Origin of the sequence: Pseudomonas sp. EpS/L25 (assembly GCF_001512295.1) — a bacterium.
GTDB lineage: Bacteria > Pseudomonadota > Gammaproteobacteria > Pseudomonadales > Pseudomonadaceae > Chryseomonas.
The window spans coordinates 308,269-326,996 of sequence record NZ_LNUP01000011.1; the positions used below are offsets into that span (position 1 = coordinate 308,269).

The following is an 18,728-nucleotide window of genomic DNA, read 5'->3' on the forward strand; positions in this document are numbered from 1 at the left end:
AGCATGCAGCAACTCAATCCTTCCGAAATTAGTGAAATCATCAAGGGTCGCATCGACAAGCTCGACGTGACCTCGCAAGCCCGCAACGAAGGCACCATCGTCAGCGTCTCCGACGGTATCGTGCGCATTTTCGGTCTGGCCGACGTCATGTACGGCGAAATGATCGAATTCCCCGGCGGCATCTATGGCATGGCACTGAACCTGGAGCAGGACTCCGTCGGCGCCGTGGTCCTGGGTAGCTACCTGGGTCTGGCCGAAGGCATGAGTGCCAAGTGCACCGGCCGCATCCTGGAAGTCCCGGTCGGTCCGGAACTGCTGGGGCGCGTCGTCGACGCCCTGGGCAACCCCATCGATGGCAAGGGTCCGCTGAACGCCAGCGCCACCGACGCCGTCGAGAAGGTCGCACCGGGCGTGATCTGGCGTCAGTCGGTCGACCAGCCGGTGCAGACCGGCTACAAGGCCGTCGATGCCATGATCCCGGTCGGCCGCGGTCAGCGTGAGCTGATCATTGGTGACCGTCAGATCGGCAAGACCGCCATGGCGATCGATGCCATCATCAACCAGAAGAACAGCGGCATCCGCTGCGTCTACGTCGCCATTGGTCAGAAGCAGTCGACCATCGCCAACGTGGTGCGCAAGCTGGAAGAGAACGGCGCTCTGCACAACACCATCGTGGTGGCAGCCAGTGCGTCCGAATCGGCTGCCCTGCAGTTCCTCGCGCCCTACTCGGGTTGCACCATGGGCGAATACTTCCGCGACCGCGGTGAAGACGCCCTGATCGTCTATGACGATCTGTCCAAGCAGGCCGTGGCCTATCGCCAGATATCCCTGCTGCTGCGTCGTCCGCCGGGCCGTGAAGCCTATCCCGGCGACGTGTTCTATCTCCACAGCCGTCTGCTCGAGCGCGCTTCCCGCGTCTCCGCCGACTACGTCGAGAAGTTCACCAACGGCGCCGTAACCGGCAAGACCGGCTCGCTGACCGCGCTGCCGATCATCGAGACCCAGGCCGGCGACGTGTCCGCCTTCGTTCCGACCAACGTGATCTCCATCACCGACGGCCAGATCTTCCTGGAAGCCGGCCTGTTCAACTCGGGCATCCGCCCGGCGGTCAACGCCGGTGTCTCGGTATCCCGTGTGGGTGGTGCGGCCCAGACCAAGATCATCAAGAAGCTGTCCGGCGGTATCCGTACCGCGCTGGCCCAGTACCGTGAACTGGCGGCCTTCGCCCAGTTCGCCTCGGACCTGGACGAAGCCACCCGCAAGCAGCTCGAGCATGGTCAGCGCGTCACCGAGCTGATGAAGCAGAAGCAGTACGCGCCCATGTCCATCGCCGAGATGTCCCTGAGCCTGTACGCCGCCGAGCGTGGTTTCCTGAGCGATGTGTCCCTGGACAAGATCGGTAGCTTCGAGCAGGCCCTGATCGCCTACTTCAACCGCGATCACGCCGACCTGATGGCCAAGATCAACGTGAAGGGCGACTTCAACGACGAGATCGACGCCGGCATCAAGGCGGGAATCGAGAAGTTCAAGGCCACGCAAACCTGGTAAGCCGCGACGGGGGCGCCAGCCCCCGTTTGCCAACCCGATAGGTGTCACATGGCAGGCGCAAAAGAGATTCGCGGCAAGATCGCGAGCATCAAAAGCACACAGAAGATCACCAGCGCCATGGAAAAGGTTGCGGTCAGCAAGATGCGTAAGGCTCAGGCCCGCATGGCTGCCAGCAAACCTTATGCCGAGCGCATCCGCGCTGTGATCGGCCACCTGGCCAATGCCAACCCCGAGTACCGCCATGCCTTCATGGTGGAACGCGAGGTCAAGCGCGTCGGTTACATCGTGGTCAGCTCCGATCGGGGTCTGGCCGGTGGTCTGAACACCAACCTGTTCAAGGCTCTGGTCCGCGACATGAGCGACCAGCGCGGCAAGGGTGTGGAAATCGATCTGGCGGTGATCGGGGCCAAGGGTGCCTCCTTCTTCCGCAGCTTCGGCGGCAACGTGGTCGCGGCCATCAGCCACCTTGGCGAAGCCCCGGCGATCGGCGACCTGATCGGCAGCATCAAGGTGATGCTGGATGCCTACCTGGACGGCCGTATCGACCGTCTGTACGTGGTGTCCAACGTCTTCGTCAACACCATGACCCAGAAGCCGACCATCCAGCAGCTGGTACCCCTGGTACCGACCGAGGGCGGTGAGCTGCAGGGCAAGCATTGGGACTACCTCTACGAGCCCGACGCCAAGACCCTGCTCGACGGTCTGCTGGTGCGCTACGTGGAATCCCAGGTGTACCAGGCCGTGGTCGAGAACGCTGCCAGCGAACAGGCCGCGCGGATGATCGCGATGAAGAACGCCACCGACAACGCCGGCGATCTCATCAAGGAGCTGCAGCTGGTCTACAACAAGGCTCGCCAGGCTGCGATCACCCAGGAAATTTCGGAAATCGTCGGCGGCGCCGCCGCGGTCTGACGGACAGCTTAAACATTCGAGGAACGCGAAATGAGTAGCGGACGTATCGTACAAATCATCGGCGCCGTGATCGACGTGGAATTCCCGCGCGACGCGGTACCGCGCGTCTATGACGCCCTCAAGGTGCAGGGTGCCGAAACCACCCTGGAAGTCCAGCAGCAGCTGGGCGACGGCGTGGTCCGGACCATCGCCATGGGTAGCACCGAAGGCCTCAAGCGTGGCCTGAACGTGGGCAACACCGGCGAGGCCATCAAGGTCCCGGTCGGCGTCAAGACCCTCGGCCGCATCATGGACGTGCTGGGCAACCCCATCGACGAAGCCGGCCCCATCGGCGAGGAAGAGCGCTGGGAAATCCACCGCAAGGCCCCGTCCTATGCGGAGCAGGCCGGTGGTAACGATCTGCTGGAAACCGGCATCAAGGTCATCGACCTGGTCTGCCCCTTCGCCAAGGGCGGCAAGGTCGGCCTGTTCGGCGGCGCCGGCGTGGGCAAGACCGTCAACATGATGGAACTCATCCGTAACATCGCCATCGAGCACAGCGGTTATTCCGTGTTCGCCGGCGTGGGCGAGCGTACCCGTGAAGGGAACGACTTCTACCACGAGATGAAGGACTCCAACGTTCTGGACAAGGTCGCCCTGGTCTATGGCCAGATGAACGAGCCGCCGGGCAACCGTCTGCGCGTGGCCCTGACCGGCCTGACCATGGCCGAGAAATTCCGTGACGAAGGCCGTGACGTCCTGCTGTTCGTCGACAACATCTACCGCTACACCCTGGCCGGCACCGAAGTGTCCGCGCTGCTGGGTCGTATGCCGTCCGCGGTGGGCTATCAGCCGACCCTGGCCGAGGAAATGGGTGTCCTGCAGGAGCGCATCACCTCCACCAAGCTGGGTTCGATCACTTCCGTACAGGCCGTCTACGTCCCTGCGGATGACTTGACCGACCCGTCCCCGGCGACCACCTTCGCCCACCTGGACGCCACCGTGGTTCTGTCCCGTGACATCGCCTCCCTGGGTATCTACCCGGCGGTCGATCCCCTGGACTCCACCTCGCGCCAGCTGGACCCGAACGTGATCGGCCAGGAGCACTACGATACCGCTCGCGGCGTCCAGTACGTGCTGCAGCGCTACAAGGAGCTGAAGGACATCATCGCGATCCTGGGCATGGACGAACTGTCCGAGTCCGACAAGCAGCTGGTATCCCGTGCTCGTAAGATCCAGCGCTTCCTGTCCCAGCCGTTCTTCGTGGCCGAGGTCTTCACCGGTTCGCCCGGCAAGTACGTGTCCCTCAAGGACACCATCGCCGGCTTCTCCGGGATCCTGCGTGGCGACTACGATCACCTGCCCGAGCAGGCGTTCTACATGGTCGGCGGCATCGACGAAGCCATCGAGAAAGCCAAGAAACTGTAACTGCCGCGCCCGGCGACGGGCGCTCTTAGAGGCATGCTATGGCCAAGACAGTCCAATGCGACATCGTCAGCGCGGAAGGGGAAATCTTCTCCGGCGCGGTGGAGATGATCATCGCCCACGGCCACCTGGGTGATCTGGGTATCGCCCCGGGCCATGCGCCGCTGCTCACCGATCTGAAACCGGGCCCCATCCGCCTGGTCAAGGCCGGGGGCGCCGAGGAGGTGTTCTACATCTCCGGCGGTTTTCTGGAAGTGCAGCCGAATGTCGTCGAAGTACTGGCCGATACCGCCAGCCGCGCCGGTGACATCGACGAAGCTGCCGCTCTGGAAGCCAAGCAGCGCGCCGAGGCAGCCCTGAGCGACAAGGGCACGGAGTTCGACTACACCGCTGCCGCGACACAGCTCGCCGAAGCCGCCGCCCAGCTGCGCACCATCCAGCAGCTCAAGCGGCAGGCCAAGCGCTAAGCGCCAGGTCAGGCTGTAACGACAAGGGTAGCTTCGGCTACCCTTTTCTTTTGTCGCCCGAAAAGCGCGGCGAGCAATTCCATGTGGTCGGACTTGAAGGTACCCGTTGTCTTCGGTCTGCGACCCGTCTCTTCCTCCTGTCTCCGAGGTTCCGATGTCCCTGGAAATCGTCATCCTGGCTGCTGGCCAGGGCACCCGCATGAGATCCGCTCTACCCAAGGTGCTGCATCCCGTAGCCGGTCGCAGCATGCTGGGGCATGTCCTCGACCGCGCCCGTGAACTGCAGCCGGCCGGCATCCACGTCGTCATCGGTCACGGTGCCGACCAGGTCCGCAGCCAGCTGGCCGCCGACGACGTGAGCTTCGTGGTCCAGGCCGAGCAACTGGGTACCGGTCATGCCGTGGCCCAGGCGGCGCCGGCGCTGACGGCGGAGCGGGTACTGATCCTCTATGGCGATGTACCCCTGATCCAGACCGAGACCCTGGAGCGCCTGCTGCAGCAGGTGGATGATGCTCATCTGGCGCTGCTGACCGTGGAGCTGGAAGATCCCACCGGCTATGGCCGCATCCTCCGTGACGACCAGGGACGGGTGACCGCCATCGTCGAGCACAAGGATGCCAGCGATGCACAGCGCGCCATCCGCGAAGGCAACACCGGCATCCTCGCGGTACCGGGCCGGCGTTTGGCCGACTGGCTGGGCCGGCTATCCAACAGCAATGCCCAGGGCGAGTACTACCTGACCGACGTCATCGCCCTGGCGGTGGCGGACGGCCTGACCATCGCCACCAGCCAACCGGCGGATGCCATGGAAGTCCAGGGCGCCAACGATCGCCGGCAACTGGCGCAGTTGGAACGGCACTTCCAGCTGCGCGCCGCCGAACGCCTGATGTTGCAGGGGGTGACCCTGCTGGACCCTTTGCGCTTCGATCAGCGTGGCCAGGTCGAGGCCGGCCGCGACGTGTCCATCGACATCAATGTCATTCTCGAAGGACGGGTGGTACTGGAAGACGGCGTGAGTATCGGTCCGAATTGCGTGATTAAGGATAGCCTGCTCAAGCGCGGCGCCATCATCAAGGCCAACAGCCATCTGGATGGCGTGGTGGTGGGTGAGGGCGCCGACGTCGGTCCCTTCGCCCGACTGCGTCCCGGGAGCGAACTGGGTGCCAAGGCCCACGTGGGCAACTTCGTCGAGCTGAAGAATGCTCATCTGCAGGATGGCGCCAAGGCCGGCCATCTCACCTACCTGGGGGATGCCAGCATAGGACCGGGCAGCAACATAGGCGCGGGCACCATCACCTGCAACTATGACGGCGCCAATAAGTTTCGAACCGAAATTGGTGCGGACGTCTTCGTCGGTTCCAACAGTTCCCTGGTGGCGCCGGTTACCCTGGGTGCAGGGGCGACCACGGCTGCGGGTTCGGTCATCACTGAAGATGTGCCAGCGGCCACTTTGGCGCTGGGCCGTGCACGCCAGATCAACAAGAGTGGCTGGCAGCGTCCGAAAAAGACCCTCAAGACTTGACGTCGGGCGCAGATTAGGTTTTGATTCGATCCATTATCTTTCGAATCGAAATTTATGACTCGCCGCAATACCGCCCAGCGTCGCCATGCCATCCTCGCCCAACTCCAGGCGCTGGGCGAGGTGAGTGTCGATGAGCTGGCCCGCCAGCTGGAGACGTCCGAGGTGACCATCCGCAAGGATCTGGCCGCCCTGGAGCGGAACGGCCTGCTGCTGCGTCGCTATGGCGGCGCGGTGGCCATGCCCCAGGAACTGCTGGCCGAGGCACCGCCCCAGGCGTCACCTTTCAAGCAGGCCATCGCACGGGCCGCCGCCCAGCGTCTGCGTGAACATGCGCGGATCATCGTCGACTGTGGCAGCACCACGGCGGCGCTGATTCCGCAGCTCGATCGGCGTCCCGGTCTGGTGGTCATGACCAATTCCCTGCAGGTGGCCATGGCCCTGCGCGAGCTGGAGCAGGAGCCCATGCTGCTGATGACCGGCGGCACCTGGGATCCGCATTCGGAATCCTTCCAGGGTCAGATCGCCGAGCAGGTGCTCCGATCCTATGACTTCGACCAACTGTTCATCGGTGCCGATGGCCTCGATCCGGAGCGCGGCACCACCACCTTCAACGAGCATCTGTCGCTGTCGCGAGTGATGGCCGAGGTCGCGCGGGAGGTGGTGGTCATGGCCGAAGCGGACAAATTGGGCAGGCGAATTCCCAATCTGGAACTACCGTGGGAAAAGGTGGACGTCCTCATCACCGATGAACGCCTGTCGCCCGAGGCGGCACAGGCAATCGAAAGGCGCGGTGTGCAGGTCGTCCGCGCCGCTGTGGAACACTAGACAATCGAGTCATCCACAGTGGGCGCTGGAAAGTCGCTGTGGATAAGACAGGCAACGGGAGGTAAGCATGTGTGGAATCGTCGGCGCCATTGCCGAGCGTAACATCACCGCCATTCTGGTCGAGGGCCTCAAGCGCCTGGAATATCGCGGCTACGACAGCGCCGGCCTGGCGCTGCTGGATGCCCAGGGCGAGTTGCAGCGCCTGCGCCGCATCGGCAAGGTCAGCGAACTGGAAGCAGGTCTGCTCGCCGATCCCCTGGCTGGTCGCCTGGGCATCGCCCATACCCGCTGGGCCACCCATGGCGCACCCACCGAAGCCAATGCTCACCCGCATTTCTCCCGGGGTGACGTGGCGGTGGTGCACAATGGCATCATCGAAAACTATGAAGCGCTGCGCTCCCAGCTCAAGGAGCGTGGCTACGTCTTCACCTCCCAGACCGATACCGAGGTCATCGTCCACCTGCTGCACCTCAAGCTGCAGGAAAGCGGCGACCTGACCGCGGCGCTCCAGTCGGCGGTCAAGGAATTGCATGGTGCCTATGGCTTGGCGGCGGTCTGGCGCCAGCAGCCGGATCGCCTGGTGGCGACCCGCAGTGGCAGTCCCCTGGTGATCGGCCTGGGCCTGGGCGAGAACTACCTGGCTTCCGACCAACTGGCGCTGCGTCAGGTGACCGATCGCTTCGTCTACCTGGAAGAGGGCGACGTGGCCGAGATCCGCCTGGATCAGGTCCGCCTCTGGGACGTGAACGGCATGCCGGTCCAGCGCGAGACGGTGCAGTACCACGAAGGCAGCGAGGCGGCCGACAAGGGCGCCTATCGTCACTTCATGCTCAAGGAGATCCACGAGCAGCCCAGCGTGGTCCAGCGCACCCTGGAAGGGCGCCTGGGTGACGGGCAGGTGCTGCCCGAGGCCTTCGGGCCGGCGGCGTCCGAGTTGTTCGCCAAGGTACGCCAGGTACAGATCGTCGCCTGTGGTACCAGCTTCCATGCCGGTTCGGTGGCGCGCTACTGGATCGAGGAGTACGTGGGCATTCCCTGCCAGGTGGAGGTGGCCAGCGAGTTCCGCTATCGCCGCGTCGCTGTCAGCCCGGACACCCTGTTCGTCACCATCTCCCAGTCCGGCGAGACCGCCGATACCCTGGCCGCGCTACGCATGGCCAAGCAATCCGGCTATCTGGGCAGCCTGGCGATCTGCAACGTGGCGACCAGTTCCCTGGTGCGCGAATCCCAGCTGAGCTTTCTGACCCAGGCCGGTCCGGAGATCGGCGTGGCCTCGACCAAGGCCTTCACCACCCAGCTGGTCTCTTTGCTGCTGCTGACCCTGAGCCTTGGCCGTTGCCAGCAGCGCCTGGATGTCGCTGTCGAAGCCGAACTGGTGGCCGAGATGCGTCGCCTGCCGGCGCGCCTGGATGAAGCCCTGGCCATGGACAAGACCGTGGAGAAGCTGGCGGAGTCCTTCGCGGAGAAGCACCACACCCTGTTCCTGGGGCGTGGCGAGCAATATCCGGTGGCGATGGAAGGGGCACTCAAGCTCAAGGAGATCTCCTACATCCACGCCGAGGCCTATCCGGCCGGCGAGCTCAAGCATGGTCCCCTGGCGCTGGTGGATGCCGACATGCCGGTAGTGACCGTGGCGCCGAACAACGAACTTCTGGAGAAGCTCAAGTCGAACCTGCAGGAAGTGCGGGCGCGGGGTGGCCAACTGATCGTCTTCGCCGACGAGCGTGCCGGCTTCGAGGATGGCGAGGGCACGCGCATCGTGACCATGCCGCATATCCACGACGCCCTGTCGCCGATCCTTTACACGATCCCGTTGCAGTTGCTGTCCTATCACGTGGCCGTGTTTAAGGGTACCGATGTGGATCAGCCGCGCAACCTGGCCAAGTCGGTGACGGTGGAGTAACAGGTTTCACGTGGAACCTTGTTGCTGGTAGAAGAAGACGCCGTCGCAGGAATGGATAGGATTGGCTGTCCCTTTCTGCACGGCTGCTGAGCGATCTCCAGCGCTGCTTGACTGGGGCTCGCCCACTGGTGGAGCGGGTCTGGAAGAAAAATTGGGTCGGCGATTTGCCGACCATGTATCAGCAGAATAGTGGACGGTTGCTGCCCGCTGCTGGCTGGCGTCTCAAGGTGAGGTCCGAGGATGTTGCTCCACGATTGGTTCGGTTTTGTCGCAGTAGCCATGCTGGTTACCCTGACCCCCGGTCCTGGGGTGATCATGGCGCTATCCAATTCGGTAGCCTACGGGCCGCGGCGGGCAATGCTCGGCTCGGTCGGCAATGCCTGCGGCTTGCTGGTGATCTCGACCGCGACCAGTGCTGGGTTGGGGGTAATACTGCAGGCCTCGGCTACGGCCTTCCTGCTGCTAAAGGTGCTTGGCGCGAGCTATCTGATCTACCTGGGTATCAAGCAATGGAAAAGTCGCAGCAGCGCCTTCGACACCCTCGATCAGCCGGGAAGGCGTGTCCTCACCAACCATAGACTGCTCTTCAACGGCACGATCGTGGCGCTGACCAACCCCAAGGCGATCCTGTTCTTTGCTGCGTTCCTGCCGCAATTCATCCGCCCGGGTAGTGACTCGCACACGCAGTTGGGCATTCTGGTACTGACCTTTGCAGCCTGCTCGGTGCTTTCCCACCTCTTCTATGTGATCCTGGCTCAGGTGCTACGGCGCACGCTTGCCGCACCCAATCGTGTACGGTTGCTGAACCGGCTGTTCGGCGCTTCGTTCGTGGCGCTGGGGACAAGCCTGTTCACCGTTCAAGCCAAGGTCGCCTGAGCATCGGGCAGAGGTTCACTTCTCCTGGCAGGATTCGTTCAGGGCACGCGCCAGTTGCCCTGGTTCTGCTGGCGACAGGCGACGGCCAGGAAGCGGCCGTCGCCGGGTTCGCCGTAGTAGTGGATGTCTTGCCGATAGGGCACGCCGGGGCTGCGTGCGCCCTGGCAGATGCCGATCTCGCCCACTGGGCAGCGGTCGACGAAGCTCACCTCTGTCTGCTGGCCCGGCAGCTGCGGCTGGCAGAAACCTTCGCGGAACAGCTTGGCGGGGATGTCGATGTTGCTCTGGCAGATCTGCACGTCCAAACTGCCCTGACGGCTGCGAATCACGCAGGCGTCGGCCAGCGCCAATGACGGCAACAGCACCAGGGTGATCAGCAACCGCCGCATTCCATCCATCCTCCCACGCAAAATCGCCACTCTAGCATTCGACCTCCCGCCATGCGCCTCGCCAATATCAAGACCCATGTGATCGCCGGTCCCCTGGGGGCCGGCAAGACCACCCTGATCCGCCAGCTGTTCGCCCAACGGCCGAGCGACGAGCGGTGGGCGATCCTGGTCAACGAGTTCGGCCAGGTGGGCCTCGATGCGGCGCTCATGGCCCAGGACGACGAGGAGCTGAGCATCGCGGAAGTCCCCGGTGGTTGCCTCTGTTGCATCCAGGGCGTGCCCCTGCAGGTGGCCCTGACGCGATTGCTCAGACGTGCAAGACCTCATCGCCTGTTCATCGAACCCTCCGGCCTGGGCCATCCCGCCAGTCTCTACCGCCAGCTCCAGGCGCCGCCCTGGGACGGGGTGCTGACCCTGCAACCCCTGATTTGGGTGGTGGATGCCGGGCAACTGCTCGAGGGTCAGCCCGTGCCCGATGCCCAGCAACAGGCACTGGAGCAGGCCGGACTGATCGTGCTCAACAAGAGCGCGGGCCTGGACCGAACGCTCTTGCCTCCACTGCTGGGCGACAGATCGCTGTATTGGACCGATGGGGGTCGAGTCACCCTGGCCGAGCTGCCCCAGACTACCGATGAGCTACCGCGCAGCGGTGAATTGCCCGAGCCGGTTGCCGCACCCAGTCCGCAGGCGCTGGTACTGCCCAATCGCCCGCTGCGCTTCAGCCATACCCAGGAGGGACGTCATGCCGTCGGTTGGCGCTGGCATCCCCGGCACAGCTTCGATGGACCGGCGCTGTCGGCTCTTCTGGCCGGACTTCCCGGTCTGCTCAGGCTGAAAGCCGTCCTGCAACTGGAGGACGGCTGGCAGGCCTACAACGGTCTGGCAAAACAGGCTAGCTGGGAGCCTACTCTGTGGCGGCGCGATAATCGGCTGGAATTGATCTTGGAGCAGATGCCGGACCTAGAGGCCCTCGAAAAAGGCCTGCGCGGGACCATTCGCGACATTTGAGGTTGCCAAATTTGTTCAGCCAATGATAATGATTATTAAATTTACTTCCTCTGCGTATTGCTCCCATGGCTCCGACGTCTCTTGCCAAGCCTGAACCTCTCGTAGTCGCTGCGCGTGCCGATGGTGATGAAGTGGAATCCGTCCAGGGCCCCGTCAGGGCCGCCTTGGCCGGCGACGTGGAGCCCGTGGCAGGGGTCAATGCCAAGCGTAGCGAACCCTCGGCCACCATCCTGTCGTTCCGGATGCCGGAACGTAACGAAGAGATCCTCACCCCGGTACTGACTCCGGTAGGCGCTGCCGAACCGAGCGAGCAGCCACCGCGCGGTCGTGGCTGGGGCGTTGCCTCGGTGCTGTCGCTACTGATGCATGCCAGCATGGCGGCAGCACTGTTCCTGGTAGTCCAGGCACCGCCGGAGCTGAAGATCGCCAAGGGCGACGAGCCGATGCAGGTCAGCTTCATCCAGCTCCCCAAACCGACTCCCGAGCCGCCGGCGCCCACCCCGGCACCACCGGCACCGCCGCCGCCTCAGCCCGAGCCACCAGCACCGGAGCCGCCCAAGCCCGTGGAACCACCAAAACCGGTGGAACCACCCAAGCCGGTGGTGGAAAAGCCCAAACCGAAGCCTAAACCCAAGCCGATCGAGCACAGCCAGCAGAAGCCGTTGCCGAAGAGGGTCGAGCCCGCTCCTGAACCGGTGGCGACAACCGCACCCGCGCCGGCACCGACGCCTGCACCTGCCGCCGCGGCCGCATCCAGCCAGCCTTCCCCGGCCGCCGCTCCTTCCGGTCCGCCGAAGACCGCGGGTATTCCTACCGGCAGCATCGACGATGCCGATATCCGGCCGATCAAGATGACGCCGCCTGAGTATCCGGAGATGCTGCGTCGTCGCGGCGTGGGTGGCGAGGTAAGGGTGATGTTCACCGTCACCGCCGAGGGCCGGCTGGCCGATATTCAGGTGCTGGAAGCCTCCAACAAGCAGCTGGAGCGTGCGGTACTGGAGGTGCTCGGCGAGTGGCGCTTCGCTCCCAGCGTCTCCGGCGGTCAGATCGTGCCGCGCAAGGCCACCAAGACCTTCAACTTCAAGATCCAGCGCCGCTAGGTTGCGGAGCCCTGTGGGGCTCCGCTTCGTGTTCACCAGGTCGCTCCAGGCCCAGGTAGCGGAACATGCCATGGGCGATCTCACGTTCCCCCATGATGACTTCGTCCACGCCGTGGTTTTCCAGGTGACGAATCTCGTCATCGTGATGAGCGCGGGCGAGGATGTGCAGGCCTGGCGCCAGCTCCCGTGCCCGGCGGGCGATCTCCGCGGCTTCGAAGCCGTTGGGAATGGCCAGCAGCAGCGCCCGGGCTTCCTGGAGCTTCGCCCGTGCCAGCACCTTTTCCCGGGTCGCATTGCCCAGGATCGCCCTGAAGCCCTTCTGGCGTAGCGCCGTGACATGCTCGGGCTCGTCGGCGATGACGATCAGCGGCGGCCCCGCGTCATCCAGGCGCTCGCAGATGTAGCGGCCGACCCGGCCGTAGCCCACCAGTACCAAGTGCCCCTGTTGCACGACGGTGTCAGGCTGGTCGTCGTCCAGTTCCGGCGCATGCTTGCCCTTGACGTTGACCAGTCGACGCCCCTCACGACGCTCCATCCAGGGCTGCAGCAGATCGATGCCATGGAACAGCAGCGGATTGAGGATGATGGAGATGATCGCCGCGGCCAGGATGAGATCGTGGGCGCCCTGGTCGAGCAGCTTCAGCGACAGGCCGAGGCTGGCGAGGATGAAGGAGAATTCACCGATCTGGGCCAGGCTCGCGGCGATGGTCAGGGCCACGCTCAGCGGTCGACGATAGGCGAGGACAATCAGCGCCGCGGCGATGGATTTGCCGAAGACGATCACTGCCACCGTGGCCAGCACCGCCCAGGGTTGCTCCAGCAGGATCGCTGGATCGAAGAGGCTGCCCACCGAGAAGAAGAACAGCACGGCGAAGGCTTCGCGCAACGGCAGTGAATTTTCCGCGGCATCATGGCTGAGTTCCGATTCGTTGAGTACCACCCCGGCGAAGAAGGCGCCCAGGGCGAAGGACACGCCGAACAGCGCCGCCGAGCCGTAGGCGATACCCATGGCGATGGCCAGGGTCGCCAGGGTGAACAACTCTCGCGAGCCGGTGCGGACCACCCGGGCCAGCAGCCAGGGAATGGCCCGCCGACCCACCACCAGCATCAGGGCAATGAAGGCCCCCACCTTGAGGGCGGTGAGGCCCAGTTCGAGTACCAGGCTGTTCTCTCCCTGCGCCCCGGCCTCCCCGCCCAGCGGCCCGGCCAGTGCCGGCAGGACCACCAGCGCCAGTACCATCAGCAGGTCTTCGACGATCAGCCAACCCACGGCGATACGGCCGCGACGGCTTTCCACCATCTGGCGTTCTTCCAACGCCCGCAGCAGTACCACGGTACTGGCGACCGACAGCGACAGGCCGAAGATCAGACCGCTGCCCAGGCTCCAGCCGAGGAAATGGCTGACGCCCATGCCCATGAGGGTGGCGACCGCGATCTGGACGATGGCACCGGGGACGGCGATGCGCCTGACCGCCAGCAGATCCCTGATGGAAAAATGCAGGCCCACGCCGAACATCAGCAGGATGACGCCGATCTCGCTCAGTTCCTTGGACAACTCGGGATCGGCGACGAAGCCGGGGGTGAAGGGGCCGGCAGCGACGCCGGCCAGCAGATAGCCGGCGATCGGTGGCAGTCGCAGCCGGGTGGCCAGGGTGCCGAAGGCGAAAGCCAGGACCAGGCCGATCGCCAGGGTGGAGAGCAGAGGGGTGTCGTGCGGCATGGCAGGCTCCGGGAGGGGAGTTGCCAGATCCTGGAGCCGCTGCCGTCGAACGACGGCGACCTAGCCGGCAAAACTCAAAGGGTGTCCTTGAGTGCCTGATAGCGCTCCTGAAGTTCCCGACGAATCTGCCGCCGCTGCTGGGCTTGCACACAGCGCCGCTTCTCGTCCGCCGTTGCGGGTTCGAGTTGGGGAACCGGGCAGGACTTGCCGTCTTCGTCCACTGCGACCATGGTGAAGAAACAGCTGTTGGTATGGCGTACCGAGCGCTGCTGGATATTTTCGGTGATGACCTTGATGCCGATTTCCATGGACGTGGTACCGGTGTAGTTCACCGACGCCATGAAGGTCACCAACTCACCCACGTGGATGGGTTCGCGAAAGATCACCTGGTCCACTGACAGGGTGACCACGTAGCGACCGGCATAGCGGCTGGCGCAGGCGTAGGCCACTTCGTCGAGATACTTGAGCAGGGCGCCCCCGTGGACCTTGCCCGAGAAGTTGGCCAGGTCCGGGGTCATCAGGATGGTCATGCTCAACTGGTGGTTGCCGGCTTCCAAGGGCGAATCCTCGAGGGGGAAATTCTGTAGACGGCGCGCTGGCGCCGTCTGTCACACGCCTTTCAGCGACCGGCGGAAAGACCGAAGTCGATCGGCAGATCGGCTCCGGAAATCGCTGCCGCCTGGGGCTGGCAGAGGAAGTAGACGAACTCGGCCACTTCCTCGGGCTGGATGAAGCGAGCGGTATCGCCCTGGGGATAGCGATTGAGCAGGTTGCGGCGGTAGCCCGCGGGATCGCCGCTGCCATAGTGGGCAGCCTGGAAGTCCAGCATGGGGGTGTCGATGTCGCCGGGGGAGACGGCATTGACCCGTACCCCATCGCGGGCGAGCTCCACCGCCAGATTCTGGCTGAAGAAGCGCACAGCGGCCTTGGCTGCGCCGTAGGCGGCCGCTCCAGCGATCGGTTGGCGACCGGCGCCGCTGGCCACGTTGATGATGACGCCGCGATTTTCCTTGAGGAAGGGAATGGCGGCCGAGCACATGAAGAAGGTGGCCTTGAGATTGACCGCCATCACCAGGTCGTAGTCCTCTTCGCCGAAGGTTTCCACCTCGCCTTCGCGCCAGATGCCGGCGGCGTTGATCAGGGCATCCAGCCGCCCGGTGCGGGCCATCACCTTGCTGACCAGGCTACGGCATCCCTCGGCACTGGAAATGTCGGCGGTCACGCTGGAGTCCAGGCCGACGATGCCGTTCAGTCCGTGCAGGCCCTCGGCATCGCGGTCGGCCGCGGCGACGCGCCAGCGACTCTGGGCGAAACGCTGCGCCAGGGCGCGGCCGAGGCCGCCAGCGGCGCCGGTGATCAGGACGACGGGAGTGCTCATGACGCATCCTCCGGAAGTGATGGCCTTATCCAGACCTGCGCAGGGCAGGGTCGTTCAGTGCCGGTCTCGTCAGCTTTCCAGCCAGACGTCGCGTGCCCAGACCCACACCGAATCCCAGGATTCGTCGGTCAGGTCGCCGTCTTCCCACAGCAGTACCTCGCCTTCCTGGCTGACGCAGTAGTAGCCGTCGTCGCTGGCGCAGAGAGGAATGTACTCTCGCGGCAGGCCTTCGTCCCAGGCGGTGGCGGCGACTTCCGGCAGATAGGTGTGGGACTGGGGATCGGTAACGGTCACCGGCTCGATGCGGCCATAGACCACGTCGCTGACGGTCAGCAGGAATTCGCGGAATTCCGGCGGCAGGCTGATGAGCAGTTCTTCCTCGATCTCGACCAGCAGGTCTTCATCGGGCAGCTCCAGGGGCACCGGGACGGGTTCGTTTTCTTCACGCAGGCGTTCGATGACGTCTTCCATAGCAGGCCTCTCTCGAAATGCGCACCGGATGGAATAGGGAAGAGGCGCGCAAGGTTAGCAGTTCAGTCCGGGATAACGGCAGTTTCCCTGCGGACTTGATAGCGTTTTCGAGAGATGGTCGGCGTCGCGAGGCCATGAAAAAGCCCGGCGTAGAGCCGGGCTTCTCGATACCGCGTTCGCTTAGGCGTTCTGGCGGATACCGGCCAGCAGCCAGGGCTGGTTCTCACCGGCCATGCGCTCCATGCGCCAGCTCTCGCTGAACGGCTGGCCCTGGTCGAAGCGCGACTCCTTGGAAACGCCATTGAAGGTGATGGTGGCGATGGTCTTGCCCTGCAGATCCTCGACCCCGTCCAGGGTGGCGTTGAGGTTCTCGATGTAGGTGGACTGGAAGCCTTCACCCAGGGCAGCGCGCTCGTCACGCAGCCACTGCAGCATCTGCGGGGTGACGAACTCGGCGATCTTGTCCATCTCGTTGGCATCCCAGTGCTGCTGCAGGCTCATGAAGTGCTCACGACCCGCGGCCACGAAGCGCTCGGCATTGAACCAGCTCGGCGCATCGATCACCGGAGCGGCACCGGCAGCGGCGCCACCGAACAGACCACCGTTGGTGGGCTGAGTCGGCATCTCACGCTGCAGCGGGGCATGGCCGGCAACGGCGGGTTGCGGGCCGGCCTGCTGCTTGCGACGGGCGATCAGGCGGAAGATCACGAAGGCGATGAGCGCCAGGATCAGGAAGTCGAAGAACTGGAAGCCTTCGAAGCCGTCACCCATGAACATGGAGGCCAGCAGACCACCGGCAGCGATGCCGGCCAGCGGGCCGAGCCAGCGGGAAGCGCCACTGGCCGGACGGGCGGCGGCGGCAGCGCCGGCACCGGCGGCGGGTGCAGCCATGCCAGGTTGCTGCGGCGGCGCAGCCTGGCGGGTCTGGTGGATGGGCGCGGCGCCAGCGGACTTACCGCCGCCCATGCGTTTGGCGTTGGCGTCCAGGCTGAGCGTGAGGCCCAGGCAGAGGATCATGAAGAAGCTCATCAGGCGTTGCATGTGGTGTTCTCTCAGTGAAGAGTCTGGTGTTGGATACATCTTGCGCTGCCCGGTCAAGTACAGCCAGCGTGAATTGTTTCGGTATTTTGCCCTGTCGGTTTTCCGGCACTGCGGCCGAAGCGGGCCGCTCCTGGCGGAAATCTCCAGGCACATCAATCTATTACAGATTTTTGCAGCATCCGTCACAAGAGGTTGCAGGTGCTAGTCTTGAACTCCAGTCAGCGCAGGTGTCGGGAGAATGCCCGGCCCGTCAAAGGAGGGCCCGGCCGATGCACGCTCTAGCTTTCATCCAGGACATGGCGGTCATCATGCTGGTGGCCGGCGTGGTGACCATCCTCTTCCACCGCTTCAAGCAGCCCGTGGTACTGGGCTACATCCTCGCCGGCTTCATCATCGGACCCCACACCCCGCCCTTCGGTCTGATCCACGACGAAGAAAGCATCAAGACCCTCGCCGAAGTGGGGGTGATCTTCCTGATGTTCAGCCTTGGCCTGGAGTTCTCCCTGCGCAAGCTGTTCCGCGTCGGCGCCACCGCCTTCATCGCCGCCTTCCTGGAGATCAGCCTGATGCTCTGGCTGGGCTACCAGGTGGGGCAACTCTTCGGCTGGTCGCACATGGATTCGCTGTTCCTCGGCGCCATCCTGGCCATCTCCTCGACCACCATCATCGTCAAAGCGCTCAACGAGCTGAAGATGAAGCACGAGCGCTTCGCCCAGCAGATCTTCGGCGTGCTGATCGTCGAGGATATCCTCGGCATCGGCATCATCGCCCTGCTGTCGGGCCTGGCGGTGAGTGGCTCGGTGGAACCGGGAGCAGTGGCCGCGACCCTGGGCAAGCTGAGCCTGTTCATGATCGTGGCCCTGGTCATCGGCATCCTGCTGGTACCGCGCCTGCTGGCCTACGTGGCCACCTTCGATAGCAACGAGATGCTGCTGATCACGGTGCTGGGACTGTGCTTCGGCTTCTGCCTGCTGGTGGCCAAGCTGGAGTACAGCGTGGTGCTGGGCGCCTTCCTGATCGGCGCCATCATGGCCGAGTCACGCCAGTTGCTGAAGATCGAGAAGCTGGTGGAGCCCCTGCGCGACATGTTCAGCGCCATCTTCTTCGTCGCCATCGGCCTGCTGCTCGATCCCAAGGTACTGGTCGAGTACGCGTGGCCGATCACCGTGATCAGCGTCGTCGTGGTACTGGGCAAGATCCTCGCCTGCAGCCTGGGCACCCTGATCGCCGGCAACGATGGCCGTACCTCGCTGCGGGTAGGCATGGGCCTGGCGCAGATCGGCGAGTTCTCCTTCATCATCGCCACCCTGGGCATCACCCTGGGCGTCACCAGCCATTTCCTCTATCCGGTGGCGGTGGCTGTCTCGGCGGTCACCACCCTGCTCACGCCCTATCTGATCAAGGCGGCCGATCCGTTGGCCCTGTGGATCGGCAGCTGGTTGCCGCAGCCGCTGCAGCGGGTACTGGGGGTCTATGGCGAGTGGTTGCGCAGCATCCAGCCCCAGGGGGAGAAGGCGATACTGGCCGGGATGATGAGACGCATCCTGCTGCAGGTCGGTATCAACCTATCGTTGGTCATCGCCATCTTCCTCGGCGGCACCTATTTCGCCGGCGGCCTGGCCGGCTGGCTGAGCACCTGGATCACCGATGCCGACATGCAGAAGGCCTGCATCTGGGGTGGCGCGCTGCTGCTTTCGCTGCCCTGCCTGATCGCCGCCTACCGCAAGCTCAAGGCACTGGCCATGCTGATGGCCGAACTCAGCGTGCGCCAGACCCAGGCCGGACGCTACACCCAGCCGGTGCGACGGCTGGTCAGCGAGCTTATCCCGCTGCTGTCGCTGGCTGCCATCCTGGTGCTGCTCGCCGCCCTGAGCAGCAACATCCTGCCACGCGGCGAGTGGCTGCTGCTGATCGCGGTGGTGGCGGTGGGGGTGATCGCCCTGCTGTGGCGCTGGTTCATCCGCGTGCATTCGCGGTTGCAGATCGCCTTCATCGAGACGCTGGAGCAGGACAAGGGCGGTCAACACTAGGGCGTATTTCCCGTTCGCAGGCATTGCCGCCCGGGGATCGACGGGGCAGAATCGCTCTAAGTCGGTCGTTTGAATAGGCGTGCCGATGGCAAAGGATTGCACAATGCAGGAAATGGGCTTGGCCGCCTTCTGCC

17 protein-coding genes are annotated in these 18,728 nt (G+C 64.2%); 11 read left to right on the forward strand and 6 right to left on the reverse strand.

Annotated features, from left to right (window positions below):
* The first annotated feature begins 3 nt into the window (after nucleotides 1-3).
* The 8 genes from atpA to AR540_RS10540 all read left to right on the forward strand — a co-directional run bounded on the left by atpA (nucleotide 4) and on the right by AR540_RS10540 (nucleotide 9,457).
* Nucleotides 4-1,548, forward strand: coding sequence for a F0F1 ATP synthase subunit alpha (atpA, locus tag AR540_RS10505; RefSeq protein WP_017641467.1), 1,545 nt, complete (start codon nucleotides 4-6; stop codon nucleotides 1,546-1,548).
* Nucleotides 1,549-1,596: 48 nt separating this feature from the next.
* Nucleotides 1,597-2,460: a F0F1 ATP synthase subunit gamma gene (gene atpG / locus AR540_RS10510; RefSeq protein WP_059228661.1), complete on the forward strand. Its 864-nt coding sequence runs from the start codon at nucleotides 1,597-1,599 to the stop codon at nucleotides 2,458-2,460.
* A gap of 30 nt (nucleotides 2,461-2,490) precedes the next feature.
* Complete coding sequence (atpD, locus tag AR540_RS10515) at nucleotides 2,491-3,867, forward strand: F0F1 ATP synthase subunit beta (RefSeq protein ID WP_059228664.1); 1,377 nt, start codon at nucleotides 2,491-2,493, stop codon at nucleotides 3,865-3,867.
* 38 nt (nucleotides 3,868-3,905) lie between these two features.
* Complete coding sequence (locus AR540_RS10520; RefSeq protein WP_007160117.1) at nucleotides 3,906-4,331, forward strand: F0F1 ATP synthase subunit epsilon; 426 nt, start codon at nucleotides 3,906-3,908, stop codon at nucleotides 4,329-4,331.
* A 154-nt stretch (nucleotides 4,332-4,485) separates the two neighbouring features.
* Complete coding sequence (glmU, locus tag AR540_RS10525) at nucleotides 4,486-5,853, forward strand: bifunctional UDP-N-acetylglucosamine diphosphorylase/glucosamine-1-phosphate N-acetyltransferase GlmU (RefSeq protein ID WP_059228665.1); 1,368 nt, start codon at nucleotides 4,486-4,488, stop codon at nucleotides 5,851-5,853.
* A 54-nt stretch (nucleotides 5,854-5,907) separates the two neighbouring features.
* Nucleotides 5,908-6,678 (forward strand): DeoR/GlpR family DNA-binding transcription regulator, encoded by a 771-nt coding sequence (locus AR540_RS10530; RefSeq protein ID WP_059228667.1) that lies wholly within the window; start codon nucleotides 5,908-5,910, stop codon nucleotides 6,676-6,678.
* A gap of 67 nt (nucleotides 6,679-6,745) precedes the next feature.
* On the forward strand, nucleotides 6,746-8,581 hold the full coding sequence (gene glmS, locus AR540_RS10535) for a glutamine--fructose-6-phosphate transaminase (isomerizing) (RefSeq protein ID WP_059228669.1): 1,836 nt from the start codon (nucleotides 6,746-6,748) through the stop codon (nucleotides 8,579-8,581).
* Nucleotides 8,582-8,821: 240 nt separating this feature from the next.
* Nucleotides 8,822-9,457: a LysE family translocator gene (locus tag AR540_RS10540; RefSeq protein ID WP_059228671.1), complete on the forward strand. Its 636-nt coding sequence runs from the start codon at nucleotides 8,822-8,824 to the stop codon at nucleotides 9,455-9,457.
* Nucleotides 9,458-9,495: 38 nt separating this feature from the next.
* On the opposite strand, the gene AR540_RS10545 is transcribed toward AR540_RS10540, so the two are convergent.
* Nucleotides 9,496-9,846 carry a hypothetical protein gene (locus tag AR540_RS10545; RefSeq protein ID WP_059228673.1) on the reverse strand — a complete coding sequence of 117 codons (351 nt, stop codon included), beginning with the start codon at nucleotides 9,844-9,846 and terminating at the stop codon, nucleotides 9,496-9,498.
* 51 nt (nucleotides 9,847-9,897) lie between these two features.
* On the opposite strand from AR540_RS10545, the gene AR540_RS10550 reads away from it, so the two are divergent.
* Both AR540_RS10550 and AR540_RS26205 read left to right on the forward strand, forming a co-directional pair.
* Complete coding sequence (locus AR540_RS10550) at nucleotides 9,898-10,854, forward strand: CobW-like GTP-binding protein (protein ID WP_059228677.1); 957 nt, start codon at nucleotides 9,898-9,900, stop codon at nucleotides 10,852-10,854.
* Nucleotides 10,855-10,985: 131 nt separating this feature from the next.
* Nucleotides 10,986-11,954 carry an energy transducer TonB gene (locus tag AR540_RS26205; protein ID WP_059228680.1) on the forward strand — a complete coding sequence of 323 codons (969 nt, stop codon included), beginning with the start codon at nucleotides 10,986-10,988 and terminating at the stop codon, nucleotides 11,952-11,954.
* Here AR540_RS26205 and ybaL read toward each other — a convergent pair.
* The 5 genes from ybaL to AR540_RS10580 all read right to left on the reverse strand — a co-directional run bounded on the left by ybaL (nucleotide 11,935) and on the right by AR540_RS10580 (nucleotide 16,564).
* Nucleotides 11,935-13,674 (reverse strand): YbaL family putative K(+) efflux transporter, encoded by a 1,740-nt coding sequence (gene ybaL, locus AR540_RS10560; RefSeq protein WP_059228682.1) that lies wholly within the window; start codon nucleotides 13,672-13,674, stop codon nucleotides 11,935-11,937. The two genes, AR540_RS26205 and ybaL, sit on opposite strands and share 20 nt — an antisense overlap.
* A 74-nt stretch (nucleotides 13,675-13,748) precedes the next feature.
* On the reverse strand, nucleotides 13,749-14,231 hold the full coding sequence (locus AR540_RS10565; RefSeq protein ID WP_059228684.1) for an acyl-CoA thioesterase: 483 nt from the start codon (nucleotides 14,229-14,231) through the stop codon (nucleotides 13,749-13,751).
* A gap of 62 nt (nucleotides 14,232-14,293) precedes the next feature.
* On the reverse strand, nucleotides 14,294-15,052 hold the full coding sequence (locus AR540_RS10570; RefSeq protein ID WP_059228686.1) for an SDR family NAD(P)-dependent oxidoreductase: 759 nt from the start codon (nucleotides 15,050-15,052) through the stop codon (nucleotides 14,294-14,296).
* 69 nt (nucleotides 15,053-15,121) lie between these two features.
* Nucleotides 15,122-15,523, reverse strand: a complete 402-nt coding sequence (locus tag AR540_RS10575; protein WP_007160107.1) for an SMI1/KNR4 family protein — start codon at nucleotides 15,521-15,523, stop codon at nucleotides 15,122-15,124.
* 180 nt (nucleotides 15,524-15,703) lie between these two features.
* Nucleotides 15,704-16,564 carry a Tim44 domain-containing protein gene (locus tag AR540_RS10580; protein ID WP_059228689.1) on the reverse strand — a complete coding sequence of 287 codons (861 nt, stop codon included), beginning with the start codon at nucleotides 16,562-16,564 and terminating at the stop codon, nucleotides 15,704-15,706.
* Nucleotides 16,565-16,833: 269 nt separating this feature from the next.
* Between AR540_RS10580 and AR540_RS10585 the strand changes: the two genes are divergently transcribed.
* Nucleotides 16,834-18,594 (forward strand): cation:proton antiporter, encoded by a 1,761-nt coding sequence (locus AR540_RS10585; RefSeq protein ID WP_059228690.1) that lies wholly within the window; start codon nucleotides 16,834-16,836, stop codon nucleotides 18,592-18,594.
* Nucleotides 18,595-18,728: the final 134 nt, after the last annotated feature.